This window comes from Kitasatospora sp. NPDC023385 (assembly GCF_055664045.1).
Genome location: NZ_JBVOOL010000021.1, coordinates 1 through 23,157, shown reverse-complemented (window position 1 = coordinate 23,157; position 23,157 = coordinate 1). Strand labels below are relative to the sequence as shown.

At 71.9% G+C, this 23,157-nt stretch carries 24 protein-coding genes and 2 pseudogenes; 20 read left to right on the top strand and 6 right to left on the bottom strand.

From position 1 onward, the window contains the following. Positions 1–75: 75 nt before the first annotated feature. A complete protein-coding gene (locus tag AC0B61_RS27570; RefSeq protein WP_471743648.1) occupies positions 76–849 on the top strand; it encodes an SseB family protein in 774 nt (257 codons plus the stop codon). Positions 850–961: 112 nt separating this feature from the next. On the opposite strand, the gene AC0B61_RS27565 is transcribed toward AC0B61_RS27570, so the two are convergent. Further along, the gene (locus AC0B61_RS27565) at positions 962–1,339 is read right to left on the bottom strand and encodes a DUF1844 domain-containing protein (protein ID WP_051829769.1); all 378 of its coding nucleotides are present in this window, start codon (positions 1,337–1,339) and stop codon (positions 962–964) included. Between the two features lie 459 nt (positions 1,340–1,798). On the opposite strand from AC0B61_RS27565, the pseudogene infC reads away from it, so the two are divergent. The 11 genes and pseudogenes from infC to AC0B61_RS27510 form a co-directional block, all read left to right on the top strand. Further along, positions 1,799–2,375, top strand: a pseudogene (infC, locus tag AC0B61_RS27560) (translation initiation factor IF-3); the annotation flags it as partial. A gap of 354 nt (positions 2,376–2,729) precedes the next feature. Beyond that, entirely contained in the window at positions 2,730–2,924 is a 195-nt protein-coding gene (gene rpmI, locus AC0B61_RS27555) for a 50S ribosomal protein L35 (RefSeq protein ID WP_030055648.1), read from the top strand. A 108-nt stretch (positions 2,925–3,032) separates the two neighbouring features. After that, a complete protein-coding gene (rplT, locus tag AC0B61_RS27550; protein WP_030055649.1) occupies positions 3,033–3,428 on the top strand; it encodes a 50S ribosomal protein L20 in 396 nt (131 codons plus the stop codon). A gap of 149 nt (positions 3,429–3,577) precedes the next feature. Then, positions 3,578–4,444, top strand: a complete 867-nt coding sequence (locus AC0B61_RS27545) for a TrmH family RNA methyltransferase (RefSeq protein ID WP_471743645.1) — start codon at positions 3,578–3,580, stop codon at positions 4,442–4,444. A gap of 116 nt (positions 4,445–4,560) precedes the next feature. Next, on the top strand, positions 4,561–5,664 hold the full coding sequence (locus AC0B61_RS27540) for a sensor histidine kinase (protein ID WP_471743643.1): 1,104 nt from the start codon (positions 4,561–4,563) through the stop codon (positions 5,662–5,664). Positions 5,665–5,896: 232 nt separating this feature from the next. Beyond that, on the top strand, positions 5,897–7,018 hold the full coding sequence (gene pheS / locus AC0B61_RS27535; protein WP_471743641.1) for a phenylalanine--tRNA ligase subunit alpha: 1,122 nt from the start codon (positions 5,897–5,899) through the stop codon (positions 7,016–7,018). Then, positions 7,018–9,519 (top strand): phenylalanine--tRNA ligase subunit beta, encoded by a 2,502-nt coding sequence (gene pheT, locus AC0B61_RS27530; RefSeq protein ID WP_471743639.1) that lies wholly within the window; start codon positions 7,018–7,020, stop codon positions 9,517–9,519. The genes pheS and pheT overlap by 1 nt, the downstream gene beginning before the upstream one ends. A gap of 198 nt (positions 9,520–9,717) precedes the next feature. Next, positions 9,718–10,155 (top strand): GntR family transcriptional regulator, encoded by a 438-nt coding sequence (locus tag AC0B61_RS27525; protein WP_471743637.1) that lies wholly within the window; start codon positions 9,718–9,720, stop codon positions 10,153–10,155. Continuing rightward, the gene (locus tag AC0B61_RS27520) at positions 10,155–11,081 is read left to right on the top strand and encodes an ATP-binding cassette domain-containing protein (protein WP_471743635.1); all 927 of its coding nucleotides are present in this window, start codon (positions 10,155–10,157) and stop codon (positions 11,079–11,081) included. The genes AC0B61_RS27525 and AC0B61_RS27520 overlap by 1 nt, the downstream gene beginning before the upstream one ends. After that, positions 11,078–12,043, top strand: coding sequence for an ABC transporter permease subunit (locus tag AC0B61_RS27515; protein WP_471743633.1), 966 nt, complete (start codon positions 11,078–11,080; stop codon positions 12,041–12,043). The genes AC0B61_RS27520 and AC0B61_RS27515 overlap by 4 nt, the downstream gene beginning before the upstream one ends. Before the next feature lie 123 nt (positions 12,044–12,166). Further along, positions 12,167–13,009, top strand: coding sequence for a chitosanase (locus tag AC0B61_RS27510; RefSeq protein WP_471743631.1), 843 nt, complete (start codon positions 12,167–12,169; stop codon positions 13,007–13,009). Positions 13,010–13,131: 122 nt separating this feature from the next. On the opposite strand, the gene AC0B61_RS27505 is transcribed toward AC0B61_RS27510, so the two are convergent. Then, the gene (locus AC0B61_RS27505) at positions 13,132–14,001 is read right to left on the bottom strand and encodes a 3-hydroxybutyryl-CoA dehydrogenase (protein ID WP_471743629.1); all 870 of its coding nucleotides are present in this window, start codon (positions 13,999–14,001) and stop codon (positions 13,132–13,134) included. 282 nt (positions 14,002–14,283) lie between these two features. Here AC0B61_RS27505 and AC0B61_RS27500 point away from each other — a divergent pair, with 282 nt between their 5' ends. Further along, complete coding sequence (locus AC0B61_RS27500) at positions 14,284–15,102, top strand: SDR family NAD(P)-dependent oxidoreductase (protein ID WP_471743627.1); 819 nt, start codon at positions 14,284–14,286, stop codon at positions 15,100–15,102. Between the two features lie 77 nt (positions 15,103–15,179). Here the strand turns inward: AC0B61_RS27500 and AC0B61_RS27495 are convergent, their stop codons facing one another. Beyond that, positions 15,180–16,082, bottom strand: coding sequence for a polysaccharide deacetylase family protein (locus AC0B61_RS27495; RefSeq protein ID WP_471743625.1), 903 nt, complete (start codon positions 16,080–16,082; stop codon positions 15,180–15,182). 208 nt (positions 16,083–16,290) lie between these two features. Between AC0B61_RS27495 and AC0B61_RS27490 the strand changes: the two genes are divergently transcribed. Beyond that, positions 16,291–17,175, top strand: coding sequence for an SAM-dependent methyltransferase (locus AC0B61_RS27490; RefSeq protein ID WP_471743623.1), 885 nt, complete (start codon positions 16,291–16,293; stop codon positions 17,173–17,175). A gap of 153 nt (positions 17,176–17,328) precedes the next feature. Next, entirely contained in the window at positions 17,329–17,835 is a 507-nt protein-coding gene (locus AC0B61_RS27485; RefSeq protein ID WP_471743621.1) for an FBP domain-containing protein, read from the top strand. Positions 17,836–17,870: 35 nt separating this feature from the next. On the opposite strand, the gene AC0B61_RS27480 is transcribed toward AC0B61_RS27485, so the two are convergent. Both AC0B61_RS27480 and AC0B61_RS27475 read right to left on the bottom strand, forming a co-directional pair. Beyond that, positions 17,871–18,248 (bottom strand): RNA-binding S4 domain-containing protein, encoded by a 378-nt coding sequence (locus tag AC0B61_RS27480; RefSeq protein ID WP_471743620.1) that lies wholly within the window; start codon positions 18,246–18,248, stop codon positions 17,871–17,873. 34 nt (positions 18,249–18,282) lie between these two features. Then, positions 18,283–18,687 (bottom strand): VOC family protein, encoded by a 405-nt coding sequence (locus AC0B61_RS27475; protein WP_471743619.1) that lies wholly within the window; start codon positions 18,685–18,687, stop codon positions 18,283–18,285. 96 nt (positions 18,688–18,783) lie between these two features. Here AC0B61_RS27475 and AC0B61_RS27470 point away from each other — a divergent pair, with 96 nt between their 5' ends. From AC0B61_RS27470 to AC0B61_RS27450, 5 genes are all read left to right on the top strand, one after another. Further along, entirely contained in the window at positions 18,784–19,983 is a 1,200-nt protein-coding gene (locus tag AC0B61_RS27470; protein WP_471743617.1) for a methyltransferase, read from the top strand. A gap of 198 nt (positions 19,984–20,181) precedes the next feature. Beyond that, positions 20,182–20,682, top strand: coding sequence for a DUF4265 domain-containing protein (locus tag AC0B61_RS27465; RefSeq protein ID WP_471743615.1), 501 nt, complete (start codon positions 20,182–20,184; stop codon positions 20,680–20,682). A 64-nt stretch (positions 20,683–20,746) separates the two neighbouring features. After that, the gene (locus AC0B61_RS27460; protein WP_471743613.1) at positions 20,747–21,292 is read left to right on the top strand and encodes a DUF6368 family protein; all 546 of its coding nucleotides are present in this window, start codon (positions 20,747–20,749) and stop codon (positions 21,290–21,292) included. A gap of 330 nt (positions 21,293–21,622) precedes the next feature. Further along, a complete protein-coding gene (locus AC0B61_RS27455; RefSeq protein WP_471743611.1) occupies positions 21,623–21,913 on the top strand; it encodes a barstar family protein in 291 nt (96 codons plus the stop codon). A 20-nt stretch (positions 21,914–21,933) separates the two neighbouring features. Continuing rightward, positions 21,934–22,251, top strand: a complete 318-nt coding sequence (locus tag AC0B61_RS27450) for a hypothetical protein (protein ID WP_471743609.1) — start codon at positions 21,934–21,936, stop codon at positions 22,249–22,251. Between the two features lie 360 nt (positions 22,252–22,611). On the opposite strand, the pseudogene AC0B61_RS27445 reads toward AC0B61_RS27450, so the two are convergent. Beyond that, positions 22,612–23,157 (bottom strand): annotated as a pseudogene (locus AC0B61_RS27445) (hypothetical protein); the annotation flags it as partial.

Sequence of the window (23,157 nt, the reverse complement as noted above, 5' to 3'; positions counted from 1 at the left end):
CAGCGGGCTACCGGTGGGTAGGGGGTGCGGGCCGGGAAATGGGCCCGTCGCGCGCGGTGGCATAGGGTCGGGCGGGTGGACCGCAACGACTTCTCTGACCCGGCGTTCGCCGGCAGGAACATCCCGAACCCCGGCTTCGGCGACGACGACGGCACCGCTGATCCGGCGCTCCGCGAGGCCCTCGCCCGCTGGTCGCGGGACCGCGCGGCCGAGCCCGGGGTGCTGGCGGCGCTGACGCCGACCCGGCTGATGGTCCCGATCGTCGCGATCCTCGGCGAGGTCGAGGTGGACGAGCACGGGCACCGGCACGAGAAGACCAGCGACATGGCCGTCCCGGTGCTGGAGGCCCCGGACGGGCGCCGCGCGCTGCCGGCCTTCACCTCCCTGGAGACGCTCGCCCGCTGGCGCGCCGATGCCCGCCCGGCGCCCACGGCCGCCCCGCAGGCCGCGATGGTGGCCTTCTCGGAGCGCGCCGACACGCTCCTGATCGACCCGGCCGGGCCGGTGCCCTTCCAGCTGAGCGGCGCCCGACTGCGGGCGCTCGCGGAGAACCGCCCGTTCCTGCCGCCTGCGCGGGATCCGGAGGTGCGCGAGGCGGTCCGGGCGCTGCTGGCGGCCGAGCCGCAGGTGGTCAGCGGGCTGCTGGCCGCCTCCGACGACTCGGACGGGGTGCTCGCTGTGGTGTTCGACCCGGCGCTGGACCAGGCGGCCCTGCAGGCCGCCGCGCAGCGGGTCGGGCAGGCGGTGGCCGCCGACCCGGTGCTGCGGGTGCGGCTCGACCGGGGGCTGGACCTCGCGGTGCTGCCGGCCGACGCGCAGCTGCCGGGGGAGCCGCTGTACCGGCGGTAGCGGCGGTAGCGGCAGCCGTAGCGGCAGCGGCACGAGAGGTACGGGAACGACAGGTACGGGAACGACAAAGGACCGCCTGCTCACGTGAGCAGGCGGTCCTTCCCGGTCGGGCTCAGGAGTAGACGGGCCCGGTGAACTTCTCGCCCGGGCCCGCGCCCGGGGCGTCCGGCACGAGTGAGGCCTCGCGGAAGGCCAGCTGCAGCGAGCGCAGTCCGTCCCGCAGCGGGGCGGCGTGGAAGTTGCTGATCTCCGGGGCGCCGGCGGTGACCAGCCCGGCCAGCGCGGTGATCAGCTTGCGGGCCTCGTCCAGGTCCTTGTCCTTCTCGCCGCCCTCGGCGAGCCCGCACTTGACGGCGGCCGCACTCATCAGGTGCACCGCGACGGTGGTGATCACCTCGACGGCCGGGACCTCGGCGATGTCGCGGGTCAGGTCGTCGAAGCCGATCGCGTCGTCGTCCGCGCCGGGGGTCTGGGTGGGCTCGCTGCTCAAGGGGGGCTCGTTCCGTCGTGCCGGTGTCCGTACCCCTGGAGCGTACAAGTTGGTCCTAAGTGGGGCGGAATAGTGTTCTACAGCGTGACGCTGTATGCTTCGAGACTGACCGGCCGGAATCCCGCAGGGGAGTCCGGCCAGCAAGAGGAGGCTCCACCCAGGAGGCCCGAGAGGGCAACCGCGAAAGTCTCCCACCCGATCGGCCTCGCGGTCGACGGGTCCGGTCCGCGACGGGCGCCACGGCGCCGGGTCGCCGCAGCGCTCCTCACCAGGGCGTTGCCTCCGGAGTGTGTGGAGCCCCGCTTGTACCGAGCGGGGCTTTTTTCGTGTCGCGGTGCACACGGTGCCGAAAGGTGCCGGGCAGCGCAGCACGAATGAAGCCCCGCCCAGTGGTCGAGTCCACTACGTGCGACCGCCGTCCGACGGCCGCATCGCAGAAGGTGCAACCGAGGAGGCCCCATCAGCACCGAGCCCCGCATCAACGACCGGATCCGCGTTCCGGAGGTGCGACTCGTCGGTCCCAGCGGCGAGCAGGTCGGCATCGTGCCGCTTGCCAAGGCGCTGGAGCTTGCGCAGGAGTACGACCTCGACCTGGTCGAGGTCGCGGCGACCGCCCGGCCGCCGGTGTGCAAGCTCATGGACTACGGCAAGTTCAAGTACGAGTCGGCCATGAAGGCTCGTGAGGCGCGCAAGAACCAGGCGCACACGGTCATCAAGGAGATGAAGCTCCGGCCGAAGATCGACCCGCACGACTATGACACCAAGAAGGGTCACGTCGTTCGGTTCCTCAAGCAGGGCGACAAGGTCAAGATCACGATCATGTTCCGTGGTCGTGAGCAGTCCCGCCCCGAGCTGGGCTTCCGCCTGCTGCAGCGGCTCGCCGACGACGTCCAGGACCTGGGCTTCGTCGAGTCCTCGCCGAAGCAGGACGGCCGGAACATGATCATGGTTCTTGGCCCGCACAAGAAGAAGACCGAGGCGATGGCCGAGGCCCGCGCCCTCGCGGACGCCCGCAAGGCCGAGCGTCAGGGCCGTACCCCCGGCTCCGACGCCGCCGACGACGTGGCGCTCGACGACGACCTCGCCGACGACCTGGCCGATGACCTGGCGATCGACGACGACGTCGCCGAGGACGAGGCGACCGACGACGCCGCGGCCGAGGACGAGGCGCAGGACGCCCCGGCCGAGGCTCCGGCCCCCGAGGCCGACGCTCCGGTCGAGCAGCCGGCCGCCTCCCAGGGCGCCTGAGCCTTCACCGGCCAGGGCGACCCGGGAGACCGGCCCCCAAGGTGACGGGCGCCCCGCCCGGTCACCACAGATCCATCCAGTTCACGCCCGCGTGGCAGGCGCCGCGCGGGCGCGGACGGGACCGACGAGGAGATACGGCGAAATGCCGAAGCAGAAGACGCACAGTGGCGCCAGCAAGCGCTTCAAGATCAGTGGCTCTGGCAAGGTGCTGCGCGAGCGCGCCGGCCGCCGCCACCTCCTGGAGCACAAGCCCTCGACGCTGACCCGCAAGCTGGCCGGGACGGTCGAGCTGGCCCCCGCTGACGCCAAGAAGATCAAGAAGCTTCTCGGCAAGTGATCGCCCTCCCGCCCGGTGCGAGCCCGAGCGGGACAGCTGATCCTTCCCGACCCATTCGAATGACGGACCACGTGAAGTAGTCCGTGGTCCAACCCAAGGAGTAATCAAGTGGCACGCGTCAAGCGGGCAGTCAACGCCCACAAGAAGCGCCGGGTCATCCTGGAGCGCGCCAGCGGCTACCGTGGCCAGCGTTCGCGGCTGTACCGCAAGGCCAAGGAGCAGGTCACCCACTCGCTGGTCTACAACTTCAACGACCGCAAGAAGCGCAAGGGCGACTTCCGTCAGCTGTGGATCCAGCGCATCAACGCTGCGGCCCGTGCCAACGGCATCACCTACAACCGCTTCGTGCAGGGCCTGAAGGCCGCCAGCGTCGAGATCGACCGCAAGATGCTGGCCGACCTGGCCGTCAACGACCCGGGTGCGTTCGCCTCCCTGGTCGAGGTCGCCCAGAAGGCGCTGCCGGCCGACGTGAACGCCCCGAAGGCCGCCGCCGACGCCGCCTGATCTTCCGAGATCGGTTGAGCTCTGACCGGACCCGCAGGCTCGCCTGCGGGTCCGGTTCGGCATTTCCGCCCCTCAGCGGCCTCCGCCCGTCAGCGGCCTCCGTCCGCACCGCGCCGTCCGTCCGCCCGCGCCCCCAGAGAACCGAGACCATGCCGAGCACCGACACCCCCCTGCTGACCTCCCTGCGCTCGCCGCGCGTCGTCGCCGCCCGTCGGCTGGCCAAGCGCAACCAGCGCACCAAGGAGCGGCGCTTCCTGGCCGAGGGCCCGCAGGCCGTCCGGGAGGCCGTCGCCTTCGGCAGGCTGCCGGGTACGTCCGAGCACGCCGTGGTCGAGGTGTACGTGGGCCTGGAGGCCGCCGAGCGGCACGCGGAGATCGTCGAGGCGGCCCTGGCGGAGGGGCTGCCGGTGCTGACCGCCACCGACGAGGTGATGGCCGACATCTGCGACACGGTGACCCCGCAGGGCATCGTGGCGCTCTGCCGCTTCATCGACACCCCGTTCGCCGAGGTGCTGGCGGCCCGCCCGAAGCTGGTCGCGATCCTCGCGCACGTGCGCGACCCCGGAAACGCCGGCACCGTGCTGCGTACGGCCGACGCGGCCGGGGCGGACGCCGTGGTGCTCACCGACGCCTCCGTGGACCTCTACAACCCGAAGGCCGTCCGCGCCTCCGTGGGCAGCCTCTTCCACCTGCCGGTGGCGGTCGGCGTGCCGGTCGAGGAGGCCGTCGGCAGGCTGCGCGAGGCCGGCGTCCGGGTGCTCGCCGCGGACGGCGCGGGGGAGCGCGACCTGGACCAGGAGCTGGACGAGGGCACCCTGGGCGCGCCCGGCGCGTGGGTGTTCGGCAACGAGGCGTGGGGGCTCCCGGAGGAGACCCGCGCGCTCACCGACGAGGTCGTGCGCGTGCCGATCCACGGCCACGCCGAGAGCCTCAACCTGGCCACCGCCGCGGCCGTCTGCCTGTACGCCTCCGCCCGCGCGCAGCGTTCGCCCGGCGGCTGCCGCCCGAACGCCTGACGCGCCCGGGGGCGCGCCCGGATCACCCGTTGCAAGCCCTACTGCGGCGGGCTGGGAGGCGCTAGGGTCTGCCTCGGTGGGGGGAACGGCACGGTGGGTAATCGGGGAGGCAACCCATGGTCGGCAGCGGACCCGAGCTCGACCCGGACGACCTGCCGGACGGCCTGGTGGTCGCCGACGGGCTGGGCCGGGTGGTCTGCTTCAACCGGGCCGCGGCCCGGCTCACGGGCGTGCCTCCGGCGGCCGCGCTCGGCTGCGAGCTGGAGGACGCCCTCCCGCTGGAGGACCTGGACGGCCACCGCTGGTGGCAGCTGACCGACCCGTACGGCGGCCTGGCCACCCGCACCCGTCAGCCGGAGCGCAATCTGCTGCTGCCCGGCGGTCGTGAGGTGCTGGTCTCCGCCCGGTACGTCCGCGCGGCGCCCTGCGGGCCGCTGGAGCGCCTGGTGATCGCCCTGCGCGGCACCGAGGCCCGGCGCCGCACCGAGCGCAGCCACGCCGAGCTGATCGCCACCGTCGCGCACGAGCTGCGCTCCCCGCTGACGAGCGTCAAGGGCTTCACGGCGACGCTGCTGGCCAAGTGGGAGCGGTTCACCGACGGGCAGAAGCGGCTGATGCTGGAGACCGTCGACGCCGACGCGGACCGGGTCACCCGGCTGATCGCCGAACTGCTGGACATCTCCCGGATCGACGCCGGCCGGCTGGAGCTGCGCAAGCAGGTCGTGGACCTGGCCGCGGCGGTGCGCCGGCACGTCGTGCGCAAGGTCGCCACCGGCATCCCCGAGGAGCGCTTCGACATCCGGATCAGCGAGCCGCTGACCGTCCTGTGGGCCGACCCGGACAAGGTCGACCAGGTGCTCGCCAACCTGCTGGAAAATGCGGTGCGGCACGGGGAGGGAACTGTCACGATCGAGGTGGCACCGGCCAAGGAGGTCGTCGAGGCGCCCGTCTGGGAGCGCTCCGGCACCCCGCCCCGCATCGTGGAAGGCACCGCGGTCACCGTGAGCGATGAAGGAAGCGGCATCCCCGAGGAGTCGATGCCGCGCGTCTTCACCCGCTTCTGGCGCGGCTCCAAGCGCGGCGGCACGGGCCTGGGCCTCTACATCGTCAAGGGCATCGTGGAGGCCCACGGCGGCTCGGTCCGCGTCGACCGCGCGCCCGGCGGTGGCGCCCGGTTCCGATTTGTCCTGCCCGCCGGGGTGCCCGACTTCATGCTCTGAGCAGTCGGCGGGTCGGCTCCGGACGGGCTTCGCGGCAGTCGCGCTACGCGCTGCGACTACACTCGACCTTTGGCGTCGCGCAACGCCCCGCGCGGCTGAGCCGCGGACACCCACTCCCGTGAGCCTCCGGTGAACGGTGACCGGCTGCCCGTGCCCCGGCCCCGCCGGGCGTGACGCGAAGGCGAGCCCACACACCTGAGCACGGACGAGCAGGAGCACGGGAAAGATAGAGATGTCGGCACCCAACAAGTCGTACGACCCGGTCGAGGTCGAGGCCCTCAAGCCCGAGGTGGTGGAGCAGGCGCGGGACGAGGCCGTCGCCGCCTTCGCCGCCGCCAGCACCCTGGACGAGCTGAAGCAGGCCAAGGTCGCCCACACCGGCGACCGGTCCCCGCTCTCGCTCGCCAACCGCGAGATCGGCGCTCTGCCCCCGCACGCCAAGGCCGCGGCCGGCAAGCTGATCGGCCAGGCCCGCGGCGCCGTCAACCAGGCCCTCGCCAAGCGGCAGGCCGAACTGGAGGCGGAGCGGGACGCCCGCGTGCTGGTCGAGGAGGCGGTGGACGTCACGCTGCCCTACGACCGTGCCCCGCGCGGCGCCCGGCACCCGCTGACCACCATGGCCGAGCGCATCGAGGACACCTTCGTCGCCATGGGCTACCAGGTCGCCGAGGGCCCCGAGGTCGAGGCCGAGTGGCTCAACTTCGACGCCCTCAACCTGGGCCCGGACCACCCGGCCCGCTCGATGCAGGACACCTTCTTCGTCCAGGCCCCGGACGGCAGCGCCGACTCCGGCGTGGTGCTGCGGACCCAGACCTCCCCGGTCCAGGCCCGCACCATGCTCGACCGCGAGCCGCCCATCTACGTGATCTGCCCCGGCCGGGTCTACCGGACCGACGAGCTGGACGCCACCCACACCCCGGTGTTCCGCCAGGTCGAGGGTCTCGCGGTGGACGAGGGCATCACCTTCGCCGACCTCAAGGGCACCATCGAGGTGCTGGTCGAGAAGCTGATCGGCGACCACCTGGAACTGCGCTGGCGGCCCTCGTACTTCCCGTTCACCGAGCCGTCGGCCGAGGTCGACCTGCAGTGCTTCGTGTGCCTGGGCGCGAGCGTCGGCAACCCGGACCGCCCGTGCCGCACCTGCTCCTCCGAGGGCTGGATCGAGCTCGGCGGCTGCGGCGTGGTCAACCCGCGGGTGCTCGTCGCCTGCGGTGTCGATCCGGACCGCTACAGCGGCTTCGCGTTCGGCCTGGGCCTGGAGCGGATCCTGATGAATCGTCACAACGTCGCCGACATGCGCGACATGGTCGAGGGTGACGTGCGCTTCACCCTCCCGTTCGGGATGGAGATCTGATGCGCGTCCCGCTTTCCTGGCTGCGCGAGTACGTCGACCTGCCGGCCGGCGAGACCGGCCGTGACGTCGCCGAGCGCCTGGTCCGGGCCGGCCTGGAGGTCGAGACCGTCGAGCGCGTCGGCGCCGACCTCAAGGGCCCGCTGGTGGTCGGCGAGGTGCTCTCCATCGAGGAGCTGACCGGCTTCAAGAAGCCGATCCGGCACTGCTTCGTCAACGTCGGCGACGCCAACGGCACCGGCGAGCCGCAGGAGATCGTCTGCGGCGCGTCCAACTTCGCCGTCGGCGACAAGGTCGTGGTCGTGCTCCCGGGCGCGGTGCTCCCCGGCCCGTTCCCGATCGCGGCCCGCAAGACCTACGGCCAGACCTCGGCCGGCATGATCTGCTCCGCCCGCGAACTGGGCATGGGCGACGACCACGACGGCATCATCGTGCTCCCGCCGGAGTACGAGCCCGGCACCGACGCCATCGAGCTGCTCCAGCTCGTCGACGAGGTGCTCGACATCGCCGTCACCCCGGACCGCGGCTACTGCCTGTCCCTGCGCGGCGTGGCCCGCGAGGCCGCCGCCGCGTACGGGCTGCCGCTGGCCGACCCGGCGCTGCTCGACGTGCCGCCGGCCAACTCCTTCGGCTACCTGGTCAAGGTCGACGACCCGGCCGGCTGCGACCGGTTCGTGGCCCGTACGGTCGTCGGCGTCGACCCGGACGCCAAGTCGCCGATCTGGCTGCAGCGCCGCCTGCAGAAGGCCGGCATCCGCCCGATCTCGCTGACCGTCGACATCACCAACTACGTGATGCTGGAGGTCGGCCAGCCGCTGCACGCCTACGACAAGCAGCGCGTGAACGGCCCGATCACGGTGCGCCGGGCGGAGGAGGGCGAAACCCTCACCACCCTCGACGGCGTCGAGCGCAAGCTCGCCGCCGAGGACCTGCTGATCTGCGACAACAGCGGCCCGATCGGCCTGGCCGGCGTGATGGGCGGCGCCTCCACCGAGATCCTCGACCCGGCCGCAGGCCCGGGCACCACCGAGGTGATCATCGAGGCGGCGCACTTCGACCCGGTCGCCATCGCCCGCACCGCCAAGCGGCACAAGCTGCCCTCCGAGGCGTCCAAGCGCTTCGAGCGCGGCGTCGACCCGGAGGCCGCCCGCGCCGCCGCGCAGCGCGCCGTCGACCTGCTGGTCCTGATCGCCGGCGGCACCGCCGAGGCCGGGGTCACCGACATCGCCGGCCCGCACCCGGTGCGCACCATCACCATCGCCGCCGACCTGCCCGACCGGGTCGCCGGCACCGCGTACGGCCGCGAGACCGTCACCCGGCGCCTGCAGGAGATCGGCTGCTCCGTCGCCGGCTCCGACGTCCTGGAGGTCACCCCGCCGACCTGGCGCCCGGACCTCACCGACCCGTACGACCTCGCCGAGGAGGTCATCCGGCTGGAGGGCTACGACAACGTCCCCGCCCGGATGCCCAGCGTGCCCCCGGGCAAGGGCCTGACCGAGGCCCAGCGGGTCAACCGCCGGATCGGCGTCGCGCTGGCCGCGGCCGGCTACGTCGAGGTCAACAACTACCCGTTCCTCGGCGAGGCCGCCTGGGACGCGCTCGGCCTGGCGGCGGACGACCGGCGCCGCCGGACGGTGAAGCTGGTCAACCCGCTCAACGACGAGGAGCCGGCGCTGCGCACCACGCTGCTGCCGGGCCTCCTCGGCGCGCTGCGCCGCAACATCGGCCGGGGCAACACCGACCTGGCGATCTACGAGGCCGGCACCGTCTTCCTGCCCAAGGACGAGCCGAGCGTGGCCCCGCGCCCGGCCGTCGACCACCGGCCCAGCGCCGAGGAGCTGGCCGAGCTGGACGCGGCGCTGCCGGACCAGCCGCGCCGGATCGCCGTCGCCCTCTCGGGTGAGCGGCTGCCGTCCGGCTGGTGGGGCAAGGGCGCCGAGGCCTTCTGGGCGGACGCCGTCGAGGCGGCCCGTACGGTGGCCCGGGCGGCCGGCGTCGGGCTGACCGTCCGCCAGGGGCAGTCCGCGCCCTGGCACCCGGGCCGCTGCGCCGAGCTGGTCGTCGCCGGCACCGACCGGGTGGTCGGCCACGCCGGTGAGCTGCACCCCCGGGTGGTCAAGGCGCTCGGGCTGCCGGCCCGGACCGCCGCGATGGAGATCGACATCGACCTGCTCGGTGCCGACGGCGCCGAGCGGGTCAGCGGCCCGACGGTCTCTGGCTTCCCGGTGGCCACCCAGGACGTCGCGCTGATCGTCGACGCGGCCGTCCCGGCCGCCGACGTCGAGGCCGCGCTGCGGGCCGGCGCCGGCGAACTGCTGGAGGCCATCCGGCTGTTCGACGTGTTCACCGGCGAGCAGGTCGGCGAGGGCCGGAAGTCGCTGGCCTACGCGCTGCGCTTCCGCGCCGTCGACCGCACCCTGACCGCCGACGAGGCCACCGCCGCCCGCGAGGCGGCCGTGGCCGAGGCCGTCGCCCGCACCGGGGCGGTGCTGCGCGGCGCCTGATCGCGCAGCCCCCGGTAGTGCCCTGGAGGGCCCCGCCCCGGACCACGAGGTCCGCGGCGGGGCCCTTCGCGTTGCCCGCTCGCTCTCGCCCGCGCTCGCCCGCTTGCCGCTTGCCCGCCCGCGAGACGGCCTGCGACCTCCCGTCTTTCCCGAGCCTTGGCTTGACGGATCCTCAGTCCATGGTTTATCTCTTTACCTATGGAAGTAGATAAAGTAGACGACCGGCCCTCGCCCATCGAGTTCCGCCTCGACCCGGCCTCCGGTGTCCCGACCTACCTGCAACTCGTGCAGCAGGTCGAACAGGCGCTGCGGATGGGCTGGTTGACCGAGGGAGACCGGCTGCCCCGGGTGCGCGAGGTGGTCGCCGGGCTGGCGATCAACCCGAACACCGTGCTCAAGGCGTACCGCGAGCTGGAGCACCGCGGCCTCGCGGCCGGCCGCCGGGGCCAGGGCACCTTCGTGCGGGGGCTGCCCGCCGGGGTGGTGCCGCTGCGTGAACGGGCCGCGCTGCGGCGGGGCCTGCTGGACTGGATGCGCTCGGCGCGGGCCGCCGGGCTGGACGAAGGGGGGATGGTCGCGGTGTTCGAGGACGCGCTGCGCGACCTGCGTGAGGGGCGCGACGGGGTGGTGGCGTGATGGCGACGGACACGGTGATCGACTGCAGTGGGATCGGGAAGCGCTACCGCCGCTCCTGGGCGCTGCGGGACTGCCACCTCGCCGTCCCGGCCGGGCACGTGGTGGCGCTGGTCGGGCCGAACGGCGCGGGCAAGAGCACGCTGCTCGGCCTCGCCGCCGGCCTGACCCTGCCCAGTGCGGGGGCGATGACCGTCCTCGGCGACCAGCTCCCGGGCTCGCCGAGGGCCCTGGACCGGATCGGCTACGTCGCCCAGAACGCGACGCTCTACCCGGGCCTGCCGGTACGGGACCTGCTCGCGATGGGCCGCCACCTGAACCGCCGCTGGGACGCCACCCGGGCGCGTGCCCACCTGGAAGGCCTCGGCATCCCGCTGGACCGCAGGTACGGCCGCCTCTCCGGCGGCCAGCAGGCGCAGGTCTCGCTCGCCCTGGCCCTCGCCAAGCGGCCCGAACTCCTGCTCCTGGACGAGCCGTTGGCCGCGCTCGACCCGCTCGCCCGGCACGACTTCATGGCCGTGCTGCTGACCGCGGTGGCCGAGGACGGGCTCTCGGTGGTGTTCTCCTCGCACGCCGTCAACGAGCTGGAGCAGAGCTGCGACTACCTGGTGGTGCTGGCCGGCGGCCGGGTCCAGGTGTCTGGGGAGGTGGACGACCTGCTGGGCGGCCACCGGATGCTCACCGGTCCGACGGCGGAGGCGGACGCGGTCGCCGAGCGCCTGCCGGTGGTCCGCGACCGCCGGGCCGGCGCCCAGTCGCACCTGCTGGTCCGCACCGGTGGCGTGGACGCCCCGGTCTCCGGCGGCTGGCGCCAACAGCGCGTCGGCCTGGAGGAGTTGGTGCTCGCATACCTGCGGGAGCCGGCCGCCTCCGCCCTGCCCGGCCCGCGCGGGGCCGTCCCCCCGAACGAGAAGGTACTGCTGCCGTGAGCTCCACGACCCTCGCACCGCCCCGCTCCGCCGTTCTGCGCGCGGCCGGGCTGCGCCACCGGCCCGCGCTGCGGACCCTGCTGGGCGTCCTCGCCGGGCTGGCCCTCGTGCTGGCCATCACCGGGTACTACGTCCACGCGGGGCTCGACCGCTCGGGTGCGGGCGGGTGCGACATGGCACTGCGGACCTGCAACGAGCGCTGGAAGGTGTTCCTGCGCGAGTACGGCGCCGAGCTGGCGGTCGGCGGGAACCTGGTCTACTTCCTGGGCGGCGCGCTCGGGGCCTTCGTGGGAGCGCCGCTGCTGGCCCGCGAGTTCGAGCACGGCACGGTTCGGTTCGTCTGGACCCAGGGGGCCGGGCGCAGCCGGTGGACGGTCGGCGGGCTGGTGGTCGTCGGCGGCGTGCTGGCCGTGGCGACGGCCCTGCTGGCCGCGGTGCTCAACTGGTGGATCGCGCCGCTGGCGACGAACGCGGGCCGGTTCTCCGCACTGGTGTTCACGAGCGCCCCGCCCGCGCTGGTCGGTCGGGTGCTGCTGGTCTTCGCGCTGTCCGTGCTCGCCGGCGCGGTGCTCAGGCGGACCGTGGTGGCGCTGGGGATCGGGGTCGCGGCCTCGGTCGTGACCACCCTGGTCGCCGAGTCGCTGCGCTTCCACTACCGCACGCCGCTCCAGGACACCGTGCACACGCTCGCGCAGGCCTCGGTCGACCACCGCTGGGAGGGGAGCGTCTGGGTCACCGATCCGGCGGGGAACCAGCTCGGCATCGGCCGGCTCTACGACCTGGGCGGCGATTACTACGGAGCCCAGAAGCTGCTGACCGAGGGCGGTTACTCGCTGCACGAGACCTACCAGCCGGAGAGTCGCTACTGGCTGTTCCAGCTCGTCGAGTTCGGCTGGATGGCGCTGCTCGCCGCGGTGCTGTGCGCGGCGGCGGTCTGGTGGGTGCGGCGCCGGGCGGTCTGACCTGCGGCTCCCATGATCGCTTGAAGAGTTTCCGTCAAACCCCTTGCGGGGGCGGGGTCTGAGGGCGTTTCCTTTTCCCTCGTTAGGAAAGTTTCCTAACCCATCGAGGAATCGGAGCTTCCCATGCGCCCTCAGCCCCGTCGTGCCCTCCGGATCGCTCTCGCCGCCGCCCTGGTGGCCGCACCCCTCACCATCGCGGCCACCACGGCGGCCCAGGCCGCTCCGGCGCCGGCCGCGTCCGTCCGGCTCCAGGGGGTCGGGCTGGACGACCCGCACAAGAAGGACATCGCGATGCAGCTGGTGTCCAGCGCGGAGAACTCCTCCCTGGACTGGAAGGCCCAGTACCAGTACATCGAGGACATCAAGGACGGCCGCGGCTACACCGCCGGCATCATCGGCTTCTGCTCCGGCACGGGCGACATGCTGGACCTGGTCCAGCACTACACCGACCTCAAGCCCGGCAACATCCTCGCCAAGTACCTGCCGGCCCTGAAGAAGGTCAACGGCACCGAGTCGCACGCCGGCCTCGGCTCCGCGTTCGAGCACGACTGGGCCACCGCCGCCAAGGACACCGTCTTCCAGCAGGCCCAGAACGACGAGCGCGACCGGGTGTACTTCAACCCCGCCGTCAAGCAGGCCAAGGCGGACGGCCTGCGCGCGCTCGGCCAGTTCGCCTACTACGACGCCATCGTCATGCACGGCCCCGGCAACAGCTCGGACAGCTTCGGCGGCATCCGCGCCGCCGCCATGAAGAAGGCCAAGACCCCCGCCCAGGGCGGCGACGAGGCCACCTACCTCAAGGCCTTCCTGGACGCCCGCAAGGTGGTCATGAAGAAGGAGGAGGCCCACTCCGACACCAGCCGGGTGGACACCGAGCAGTCGGTCTTCCTCAACGCCAAGAACTTCGACCTCAACCCGCCGCTGAAGTGGAAGGTCTACGGCGACAGCTACAGCATCAACAGCTGACGCGACGCCAAGCGGCGGGGCCAGGCGGTCGGATCACGACCACCGGGCCCCGCCGTCGTCCGTGCCGGGCCCCGCCGGCCGTACCAGCACGTACCGGTCCGCGTCGGCGACGTCTCTGCAGGTCAGGCGCTCGTGGTGTAGTCGTAGAAGCCGCGGCCGGACTTGCGGCCGAGGAGGCCCGCGTCGACCATCCGGGAGAGCAGCGGGGGAGCGGCGTACAGCGGCTCCTTGTACTCGTCGTACATCGACTCGGCGATCGAGACGATGGTGTCCAGGCCGATCAGGTCGCACAGCCGCAGCGGCCCCATCGGGTGGGCGCAGCCGGCCTCCATGCCCTTGTCGATGTCGGAGGCGGTGGCCACACCCGTCTCGAACATCCGCACCGCCGACAGCAGGTACGGCACCAGCAGCGCGTTGACCACGAAGCCGGCCCGGTCGCGGGCGCGGATCGGCTCCTTGGCGAGCACCTGGGTGGCGAAGGCCTCGACCCGCTCGGTGGTGGTCGCCGAGGTGGTCAGGGTCGGGATGACCTCGACCAGCTTCTGCACCGGTGCCGGGTTGAAGAAGTGCAGACCGATCACCTGCTCGGGGCGGGAGGTGGCGGCGGCCAGCTTGACGATCGGGATCGAGGAGGTGTTGGAGGCCAGGATCGCGTCGCGGCGCTCGATCACCCGGTCCAGGGTCTCGAAGATCCGGACCTTGACGTCCTCGCGCTCGGCGACGGCCTCGACGACCAGGTCGCGGTCGGCGAAGTCGGACAGCTCGACGGTGAAGGACAGCCGGGACAGCGCCTCGTCCCGCTGCTCGGGGGTCAGCTTGCCGCGCTTGACGGCCGTCTCCAGGGAGTTGATCAGCCGGGTGCGGCCGAACTCCAGCGCCTCACCACTGGCCTCCGACACCAGGACGTCCAGGCCGGCCCTGGCGAAGACCTCGGCGATGCCCGACCCCATCAGGCCGCAGCCGACTACTCCGACGCGCGCGATGTCACTCACTCAGTTGCCCTTCGGTGGTGCTGGGGGTCGCCCAGCGACTGGTGGCCCAGCGAGCTGCTGGTCAACGGGCCGGTGTACCGGTATGGGTGCACCGGTCACCGCCCCGACGACGTTACTACTCCGTACCGGCCGGTAGGTCACCCCCTCCCCGCGGGAGTGCCACCGCGGGGAATCCTCCGAACGGGTGAGGCGGCGACCCCGGCGGGTGCGCCCGGGACCGCCGTCGCCGGGCGGCCGACAGAATGCCGCAGACGGGGGCCGGGGACGGGAAGGGAGCACACGGTGTCGACGGGATCGCTCGCAGGACAGGTCGCCCTGGTCACCGGCGCGGGCCGGGGCATCGGCCGGGAGATCGCCATCGGCCTGGCCGCCGAGGGGATGGCCGTCGGCCTCCTCGGCCGCACCCACCAGACGCTCACCGACACCCTCAAGGAGTGCGTCAAGCACGGCTCCCGGGGCGTGGCCGTCACCGCCGACGTCACCCGCCCCGACTCGGTGCGCGCCGCCGTGCCGGTCGTCGAACGCGACCTCGGCCCGATCGACCTGCTGGTCAACAACGCCGGGCTGGTGGACCGCGCCGAGGTGCCGATCTGGGAGACCGACGCCAACCAGTGGTGGCAGGTGGTCGAGACCAACCTGCGCGGCCCCTACAACCTGCTGCGCTGCGTGCTGCCCGGCATGGTCGCCCGGCAGGGCGGCCGGGTGGTCAACCTCAACTCCGGCTTCGCGCTGCGCCCGGACGGCAACTACACCGCGTACGCCACGTCCAAGGGCGCGCTGCTCCAGCTCTCCGACAACATGGCGGACTCGCTCGCCCGGCACGGCGTCGTCGTCCTCGACATCAGCCCTGGCGCGGTGGACACCGACATGACCGCCGGGATGCCGATGTTCAAGGACATGAAGGCCTGGGGCTCCATCCCGTACATGGTCGCGGTCACCGTGGACGCCGCCCGGGGCCGCTTCGACGCGCTGCACGGGCGGTTCGTCCACGCCGGGCGGGACGACCTGACGGAACTCGTCGACCGGGCCGACGCGATCCGCGCCGCGGACGCCCGCACGCTCCGGCTGCGCCCGTACAAGGACGACGACCCGATGGTCTGAGCGCCCCGCCGGACCGCCGGTGATCTGCTCGCGGGTGGCCGGGCCGGTGCGTGGCTGGCCTGTGGGGCCTCCCGGTCCTACGCGCAGAGCTGGCTGGCGGTCACCGGCTGGAGCCCCGCCTTGGCGAGCCCGTCCAGGATGGCCGGCAGCGCGTCCACCGTGCACTGGTGCCCCATGTGCAGGGCCACCACCGAGCCGCCGCGCACCGCGTTCAGCACCCGGCGCTGCAGTTCGGCGGCCGGAGGGTCGTTGTAGTCGCGCGGATCGACGTCGAAGGACAGCACGTGCTCGTAGCCGACGGCCCGGGCCTGCTCGCGCACCATCGGGGTCGCGTACTGGGCGGCCGAGGGGCGGAACCAGCGGCCGATCGAGCCGGTGAGGCGCTGCAACCGGTCGGCGCACTGGGCGATCTCGGCGCGCGCCTGGTCCGGTGTCATGGCGGAGATGTTGAGGTGGTTCTGGGTGTGGTTGCCCAGTTCGTGGCCGCCGTCCAGGATCCGCCGGGCCATCTGGGGCTGCTGGTCGAGCCAGCTGCCGACGGCCATCACGGTCAGCTTGGCGCCGCGCTGCTCGGCGATCTCCAGCAGGGCGGTGGCCAGCTTCGGGTCGCCGCTGCCGTGGAAGGTGAGCGCCACGTTCTTGCCGGTGCGCGGCCCGTTCACGACCTCGACCGGGGTGCCGGGCGCGAGCGGCGGCAGCGGGGGCGGGGTCGGTGGGGCGGTGGGCTGGGCGGTGGCCGCGGTCGCCTCGGCGGCGGGCTGCGGCGGCGCGGTCGGCGCGGCCGAGGCCGGGCCCTCGCCGCCGTTCCAGGCCGGGTCGGTGGTGTGCTGCGGATCGACGGTGCCGGGGTGTGCGGCCAGCGCCCCCGGGTCGGCCCGGCGGGGCGCCCCGGTGCCGCAGGCGGCGAGGAGGCCGCCGGCGGCGGTGAGGGCGGCCAGCTTGGCGGTGGAGCGCAGCACGGTGCGGCGGTCGGCAGTCATCGGCAGCCAGCATAGAGAGGACGGGCCCGGCGGGCGATCCGGTATGACCGGCTCCGACCGCTCTTGACGTGCACACACTCTGTCTACGGGTGTTGCGTAAACCTGAACTCCCGCTGTTTCCACGGGGTGTCGTTGGATACGATCATCGCGCACCGTGTTGACAGGCGGTCGCACTACTTCCGGCATTGCGCATTGGGGGCGGACCAGGATGAACGACGACACCGCGGCGACCGGCCGGGCCACCGACACCGACTGGCACTGGGCCAGAGCGGACGACTGGCAGCCGCCGAGCGAGCTGGACACCGGCATCCCGCACACGGCCCGGATGTACGACTACTACCTGGGCGGCAAGGACAACTTCGAGGCCGACCGCAAGGCCGCCCAGGCCGCGATATCCGCCTACCCGGCGCTGCCGCTGCTGGCCCGCACCAACCGGCAGTTCCTGGGCCGTGCCGTGGAGTTCGTGGCGAGCCGGGGCATCCGCCAGTTCGTCGACATCGGCACCGGCATCCCCGCCGTCGGCTCCACCAGCGAGGTCGCCCAGCGGGTCGCCCCGGACGCCCGCGTGGTGTACCTGGACAACGACCCGATCGTGGCCACCCACGCCCGCGCCCTGCTGGCGAGCCACCCCGCCGGGCACACCTCGGTGATCGAGGCCGACCTGCGCGACCCGGCCACGATCCTCTCCCACCCGGCGCTGGCCGCCGCCGTCGACCTCTCCCAGCCCGTCGCGCTGATGCTGGTCGCCGTCCTGCACTTCATCCGCGACGAGGACGGCGCGCAGCAGATCGTCCGCACCCTGCGCGACGCGCTCGCCCCGGGCAGCGCGCTGGTCCTCTCCCACGGCAGCCCCGACTTCGCCTCCCGGGAGAGCGCCGCCGAGGGCACCCGCATCTACCGGAGCGCCAGCGCCCCGCTCGTCCTGCGCCCCCGGGCCGCGGTGGAACCCTTCTTCGGCGACTTCGAGTTCGCCGGCCCCGGGCTCGTCCAGCTCCCGCTCTGGCGGCCCACCGCCGGCCACGTCCCCACCACCGAGCTCCCCGAGGGCTGGCAGGACGTCTCCGCCTACGCGGGCGTCGCGTTCAAGAAGTAGCGCGGGCGGCGAGTACCCCGCCGGCCCTCAGGACGGGGCCCGGCGGCTCGATCTCCAGGTCGGGTACCCGGTACGGCGGCCGGTGGCCCGGTCGGTACGTACCGGGAGAAATTGACGCGACAGGCCAGCTGCGGCGGTGTTAGCTTCCGCCGCATGGAACCCCTGAGTGAGAACGAGATCCGCGCGTCCTTCGTCAACTGCTCCAAGGGCGAGGCCCGTCGGCTCAACCTGCCCCGGGGTCTGGCCGAACTGCCCTGGGAGAGCCTGGACTTCCTCGGCTGGCGGGACCAGGGCGCGCCCGACCGGGCCTACCTGGTGGCCGTGCGCGGCGGCGAGCCGGTCGGTGTGACGCTGCGGGTGCCGACGGTCCGGCGCAGCCTGACCAAGACCAACGTGTGCTCGCTGTGCATCACCGCGCACGCCGGCAGCGGCGTCGCGCTGCTCGCCGCCCGCCGGGCGGGGGCGTCCGGGCGCGAGGGCAACACGGTCGGGACGTACATCTGCGCGGACCTCGCCTGCTCGCTGTACGTGCGGGGGTTGAAGAAGTCCGCGCTGGTCAGCCGGCCCGACGAGTCGCTGCCGCTGGAGGACCAGATCGCCCGTACGGTGGGCAACCTCGACGCCTTCGTCGCCAAGGTGCTCACCGACACGTCCGCGTAGCGCAGACAGTCGCAAAAGCCCCGCGCGAGGGCCACTCAGTGCCCGCGGCGCAGCTGGTCCACCTCGCGGCGCTCGCGCTTGGTCGGGCGCCCCGCGCCCCGGTCCCGCTGCCCGGCCGCCGCGACGAGCTCGCGCGGCGGCCGCGGCGGACTGTTGTCGACCAGGCACTCCGCGGCGGCCTCGGCGCCCACGCGCTTGCGGATGAGCTTCCGCACGACCACGACCCGCTCGTACCCCTCCTCGCGGACCCGGACCTCGTCCCCGGGCTTCAGCGCCTGCGCCGGCTTGGCCCGTTCGCCGTTCACCCGGACGTGCCCGGCCCGGCAGGCGGCGGCGGCCAGTGCCCGCGTCTTGACCAGCCGGACCGACCAGATCCAGCTGTCCACCCGCACGCTTCCCTCGTGTTCAGCCATCCTCGGAGCCTACCCAAGCGGGCCGGCCCGGGGTCTACGCCGCGGACGGCGCCTCCTGGATCGCCCAGCCGTTCCCGTCCGGGTCGTTGAAGAACACGAAGTTGTTCCAGGGCTCGCCGTGGCCGTTCACCCGGGCTCCCGCGACGAAGTGCTGGACGGGGCTGACTTCCACGCCCCGCGCCAGCAGTTCGGCGTGCGCCTTCTCGATGTCCGCCACCACGAGCTGGAGCCCCTTGACCGAGCCGGGCGGCGAGTCGATGACGCCCTGGCCGACCACGATCGAGCAGGGCGAGCCCGGGGGAGTCAGCTGGACCACCCGGACCCCGTCCCGCAGGCGGGTGTCATGGTCGACGGTGAAGCCGGCCTGCTCCTCGTAGAAGAGCTTGGAGCGGTCCACGTCGGTCACCGGGACCACCACGACTTCGAGTTTCCAGTCCATCGCCCTCACCCCTCTCGGTCGGGCTCTTCCAGTATCCGTCCGGCGGCGTTCATCCCAAACTGTTCCCCGCGGGCCGTCCGATAGCCTGAGAGCACGATGAATCCGCAGACCACGCCCGCCGCGACCCCATTCCGTACCCCGTGGGGCGCCTTCGACCTCACCCGCTTCCCCGAGGACCCGCGCGAGCGGCTGCGGGCCTGGGACGCCGCCGACGAGTACCTGCTGCGCCACCTCGCGGGCGAGGCGGACAGCGCGGACGGGGCCGCGACCGAGCTGGCCGGCCGCCGGATCGCCGTCCTCGGCGACCGCTGGGGCGCGCTGACCACCGCGCTCGCCGCGCACCGGCCGGTCCAGATCACCGATTCCCACCTCGGCCGGCGGGCCACCATGGCCAACCTGGCGCGGGCCGGCGCCGCCGTCGAGGAGGACCGGCTGCTCACCACCCGGGACACCCCGCCGGAGCGGATCGACGTCCTGCTGGTGCGCGTCCCCAAGAGCCTGGCCCTGCTGGAGGACCAGCTGCACCGGCTCGCCCCGGCCGTCCACGCGGGCACCGTGGTGATCGGCACCGGCATGGTCACCGAGATCCACACCTCCACCCTGCGGCTCTTCGAGCGGATCCTCGGCCCGACCCGCACCTCGCTCGCCGCCCGCAAGGCCCGGCTGGTCTTCTGCACCCCCGATCCGGCCCTCGATCCCGGCCCCAATCCGTGGCCGCACCGCTACGCGCTGCCGTCGGACGTGGGCCCCGCCTCCGGCCGTACGGTGGTCAACCACGCCGGCACCTTCTGCGCCGAGCGGCTCGACATCGGCACCCGCTTCCTCCTCGCCCACCTGCCCGCCCCCGCCCCGGGCGCCCGGGTGGTGGACCTGGGCTGCGGCAACGGCGTGGTCGGTACGGCCGCCGCGCTGGCCGGGCCGGGCGCGGAGGTGCTCTTCGTCGACGAGTCGCACCAGGCGGTGGCCTCCGCCGAGGAGACCTTCCGCGCCAACCTGGGCCCGGACGCCCCGGCCTCGTTCCTGGCCGCCGACGCGCTCGCGCCCGAGGTGGTCGCCGCGGGTTCGGTGGACCTGGTGCTCAACAACCCGCCGTTCCACTCCCACCAGGCGACCACCGACGCCACCGCCTGGCGGATGTTCACGGGCTCCAAGCGGGCCCTGCGGCCCGATGGTGAGCTCTGGGTGGTCGGCAACCGCCACCTCGGTTACCACGTCAAGCTGCGCCGACTCTTCGGCAACTGCCAACTCGTGGCCGGGAATCCGAAGTTCGTGGTGCTGCGCGCCGTCAAGCGCTGACCGGCCCCAGGCCGCCCTGTGACGAGGATCGATAGGTGGCCCGTCCGGCCGGGGCATTGCCTGCGAGGAGACCACTGAGGATCGCTACTTGGCCTCAGCTAAGACCGATAGTTGGCCCGGCTCGGGAGTGGCCTTGGCTTCTTCGTGAAGCCGGGGCCAGCAGCGACCCCGGGGAGCGGATATACGATCATGGGCTCCATGACTTCAACGGCATCATCGAGCCAGGACGTGGCCGGGCAGCGCATCAAGGTCTGGTTCCGGTTCGTGCCTCGGGATGGCTGGCTGCCGCACGGCACGGAGGGCTTGTGGGCCACACCGCTCAGCGATGACACCGCCCGTATCGAGAACGTTCCGTTCCTCCAGGACGGTGTCGCCGAGGGCGACGTCGTACGCTTCACGACCGGCGCCGACGGTCTGCGCTGGGCGCACGAGCGAGTATCAGCCTCCGGCAACTGCACTGTGCGTGTCCTGCCGGTGCCGAGCGGTCCCCTGGGGCGGAGTGCCCGGGCGGTGCACGGGCGATTGATGCCATTCGGGCTGGGCGGTGAGGTCTTCAGCGACGAGTTTCCGCTAGTCGCGTTCAACGTGCCGGCAGAGGCGGATCTAGGCGCGGTGAAGGCACTTCTGGTTCGGGGCCAAGAGGAGTGCTGGTGGCACTTCGAGATCGGCTGTGCAACCGACGAGTGGAGAGACGCGTAGATCGGAAGCGGTCACGTTGAGTAATGCGCTGGGGGTATGCCCCTCGACTGGCTAGGCTCCAGCTATGGGTGGTCCAGTGTTGGTGATTGAGTTGGCGGAGGAGGTTTCTGTCGCGGTAGTTGAGCGGCTCCGAGGCTTCCTGACGGGCTCGTCGGCTCGCTTCGAGGAGATGCGTCCAGGCAGTTACGACATCAACGTGTTCGCAGACCGACTCGGTATCACGGACCCAGATGGTGAAGTCGACGGGCGTCGGCCGTTTCTGGTTTCTGTCATGGGGCCCGGAAACGGGGACGAGGAGATCTTCGACGCAGAGCACGCGGACGGCCCTGATCTGGAACCCTTCGTCGGCTTCAGGCCGACTCACGCGGTGGATGTCATCGCCGGGTGTAACAGACCGATCGATCACATCTCCACGGCCTTGCTGACGGCTGCCATCATGGACGTGGTCGGCGGCGTTGCTCATGCTGAGCTACGGGATGACCAGATTGAAGTCGTGGCCGACCTCCCGGGCGTACTCGCCGTGACAGGCAGCCCCTGGCCGACCGCGTTCGGTACGGCGGAATTCCTGCGTGCATGGGCTGCTCAACCGGGCTTCCAACTTCTCAAATAGTCAGCTGGTAGGCATGTAAGTCGTTTGATTTTCCGGGGGTTGAGTGCGAGTCGAAGAGCAAAGCACGTGGAATCGGGAGTTCCCGCTGCGGTATCTCCTGGTCCGTGGGGACGAGAATGGAGAGGAACAGCTCTGGGGAAGATGCGCGGGCGTCGAGGGGCTGTTCGTCGATCGCGTGCCGCCGCCTCGGGAGATCCTGACACTGCGTGAGTGCACCCCCGAGGGCAGGCTGAGCGAAGCCATCGCTGACCCAGCGGCGTCGACCCGTCTCCTGAGTGACGTGTGCATCGAAGTCTGGGACGACGAACAGCCCGTGCTCGTTCGGAAGGTGTGCACCACCTCGACGGCCGCTTCATCACGGACGTGCCCGGTCTGCACTGCGCGATGGGCGAGGCACTGCTCGGGCCAGGCCGGTACTTCGGACGGGAATGGAACGCGTTCAAGGACTGCCTGGGCGGCGGATTCGGCGTGGCCGCGCCCTTCACCCTGATCTGGCACGACGCCGAGATCGCACGGCGAGCATTGGCCGACGTCGTGTCCGACCCGGACGGGCAGCTCTCGTATTTCGAGGACATCGTGCACCTCCTCGAACGATTCGGCGTCACGGTCGTGCCCCAGTGAGCTGAACAGTCCAGCCCCTCATGGCCACGCTCGCGCCCAGCTGGCGGCCGCGATCAGCGTCCGGCGAGCGGATCGCCCGCGTCGATCTCGTGAGCGAGCTGGTCAGCGTATTCGGTCAAGAGATTCCGCAGGTCCCCGTAGTGCTGGTGGGGGGTCGGACTGGTGAGGTGATACCAGGTGGTGTTGCGCCGTCGCGCCCAGAGCCGCTGAATCTCGGGCGGCTGTTCTGCCTCGATGGGACGGGGAGCAAAGAGGTGCTCGCCGCGGGTGACGTGGGCCCATACGAAGACGGAGGCGTCCTGGCGTTTGCGGTCGTCGAGAACGGGCTGCCTCCCTGACGACGATGGCAGACGTCTGGTGAGGTCAAGCCAGGCGTCGAGGGGTAGGGTCCAGGAGCGCATTGCGTCGCGTCGGCGCTGATAGTCGATCAGCCTACGCTTCGTAGAGCGAAGTTCCTCGCCAAGGTTGTCGACTGCTGTCCTGAAGTCCAATGGCAGGTCTCTGGAATCGAATTCGATACGGCTCGATCAGCGCATCAAGTCCGCACTCGTCCGATCGGACGCCACCTGTGAAGTTCGCGGGCACAACACCAGCACAGCACCCGGTCCAGGGATGCGGGACTGCTTCACCTCACGTGGTCGAAACGGACCGAACTTGACTCGAATTGTGCTCGCTGTCGCCCGACCAGGTCCGTGCCCTCACCAATGCGGATCGACGTCCCATTCGTCGAATGACTCGCTGACCTGCTCGTATGACTGGAAGGCGTGAGTTTCGAAGAACTCCGCCACCGAGAAGGGCTGCTGAGGATCGGTGAGGAGCCGGTAAATGAACTCGCTGGTAGAGCCGTCGAAGCGCTCCCACTCCCCGACGTCCTCATGGGCCTGGGCGAGGATCGGCCACTCGTCGGGGTTTGCGGAGTCCGTCAGCCACACGAACTGGTCAGCCTGGACGGAGTCAGCCCACCGGAGCAGGCCGCCGGCCACAGGAAAGACCGAGTGCGGGCGGTAGAGGGCGCCGATCCAGGGGTCGGCGGAGGCCTGCTCGCCAAGCCGTTTGGCCTCTTTGATCAGATCATGGTGCGGGCTGGGGGTGTCGGGCGTGGAGAGCCATAGGTATCCGTCGAACTCACCCGAGCCGAATCGCTCTGCCACTGAAGTTGAATCCGTGATGTCGCTCGGATGGGTGAAGCAGTAGCGTTCGCCTGCCCGCGGAGGGTCGGCCCCGGTAGTCGTGTGCTGTGAGGT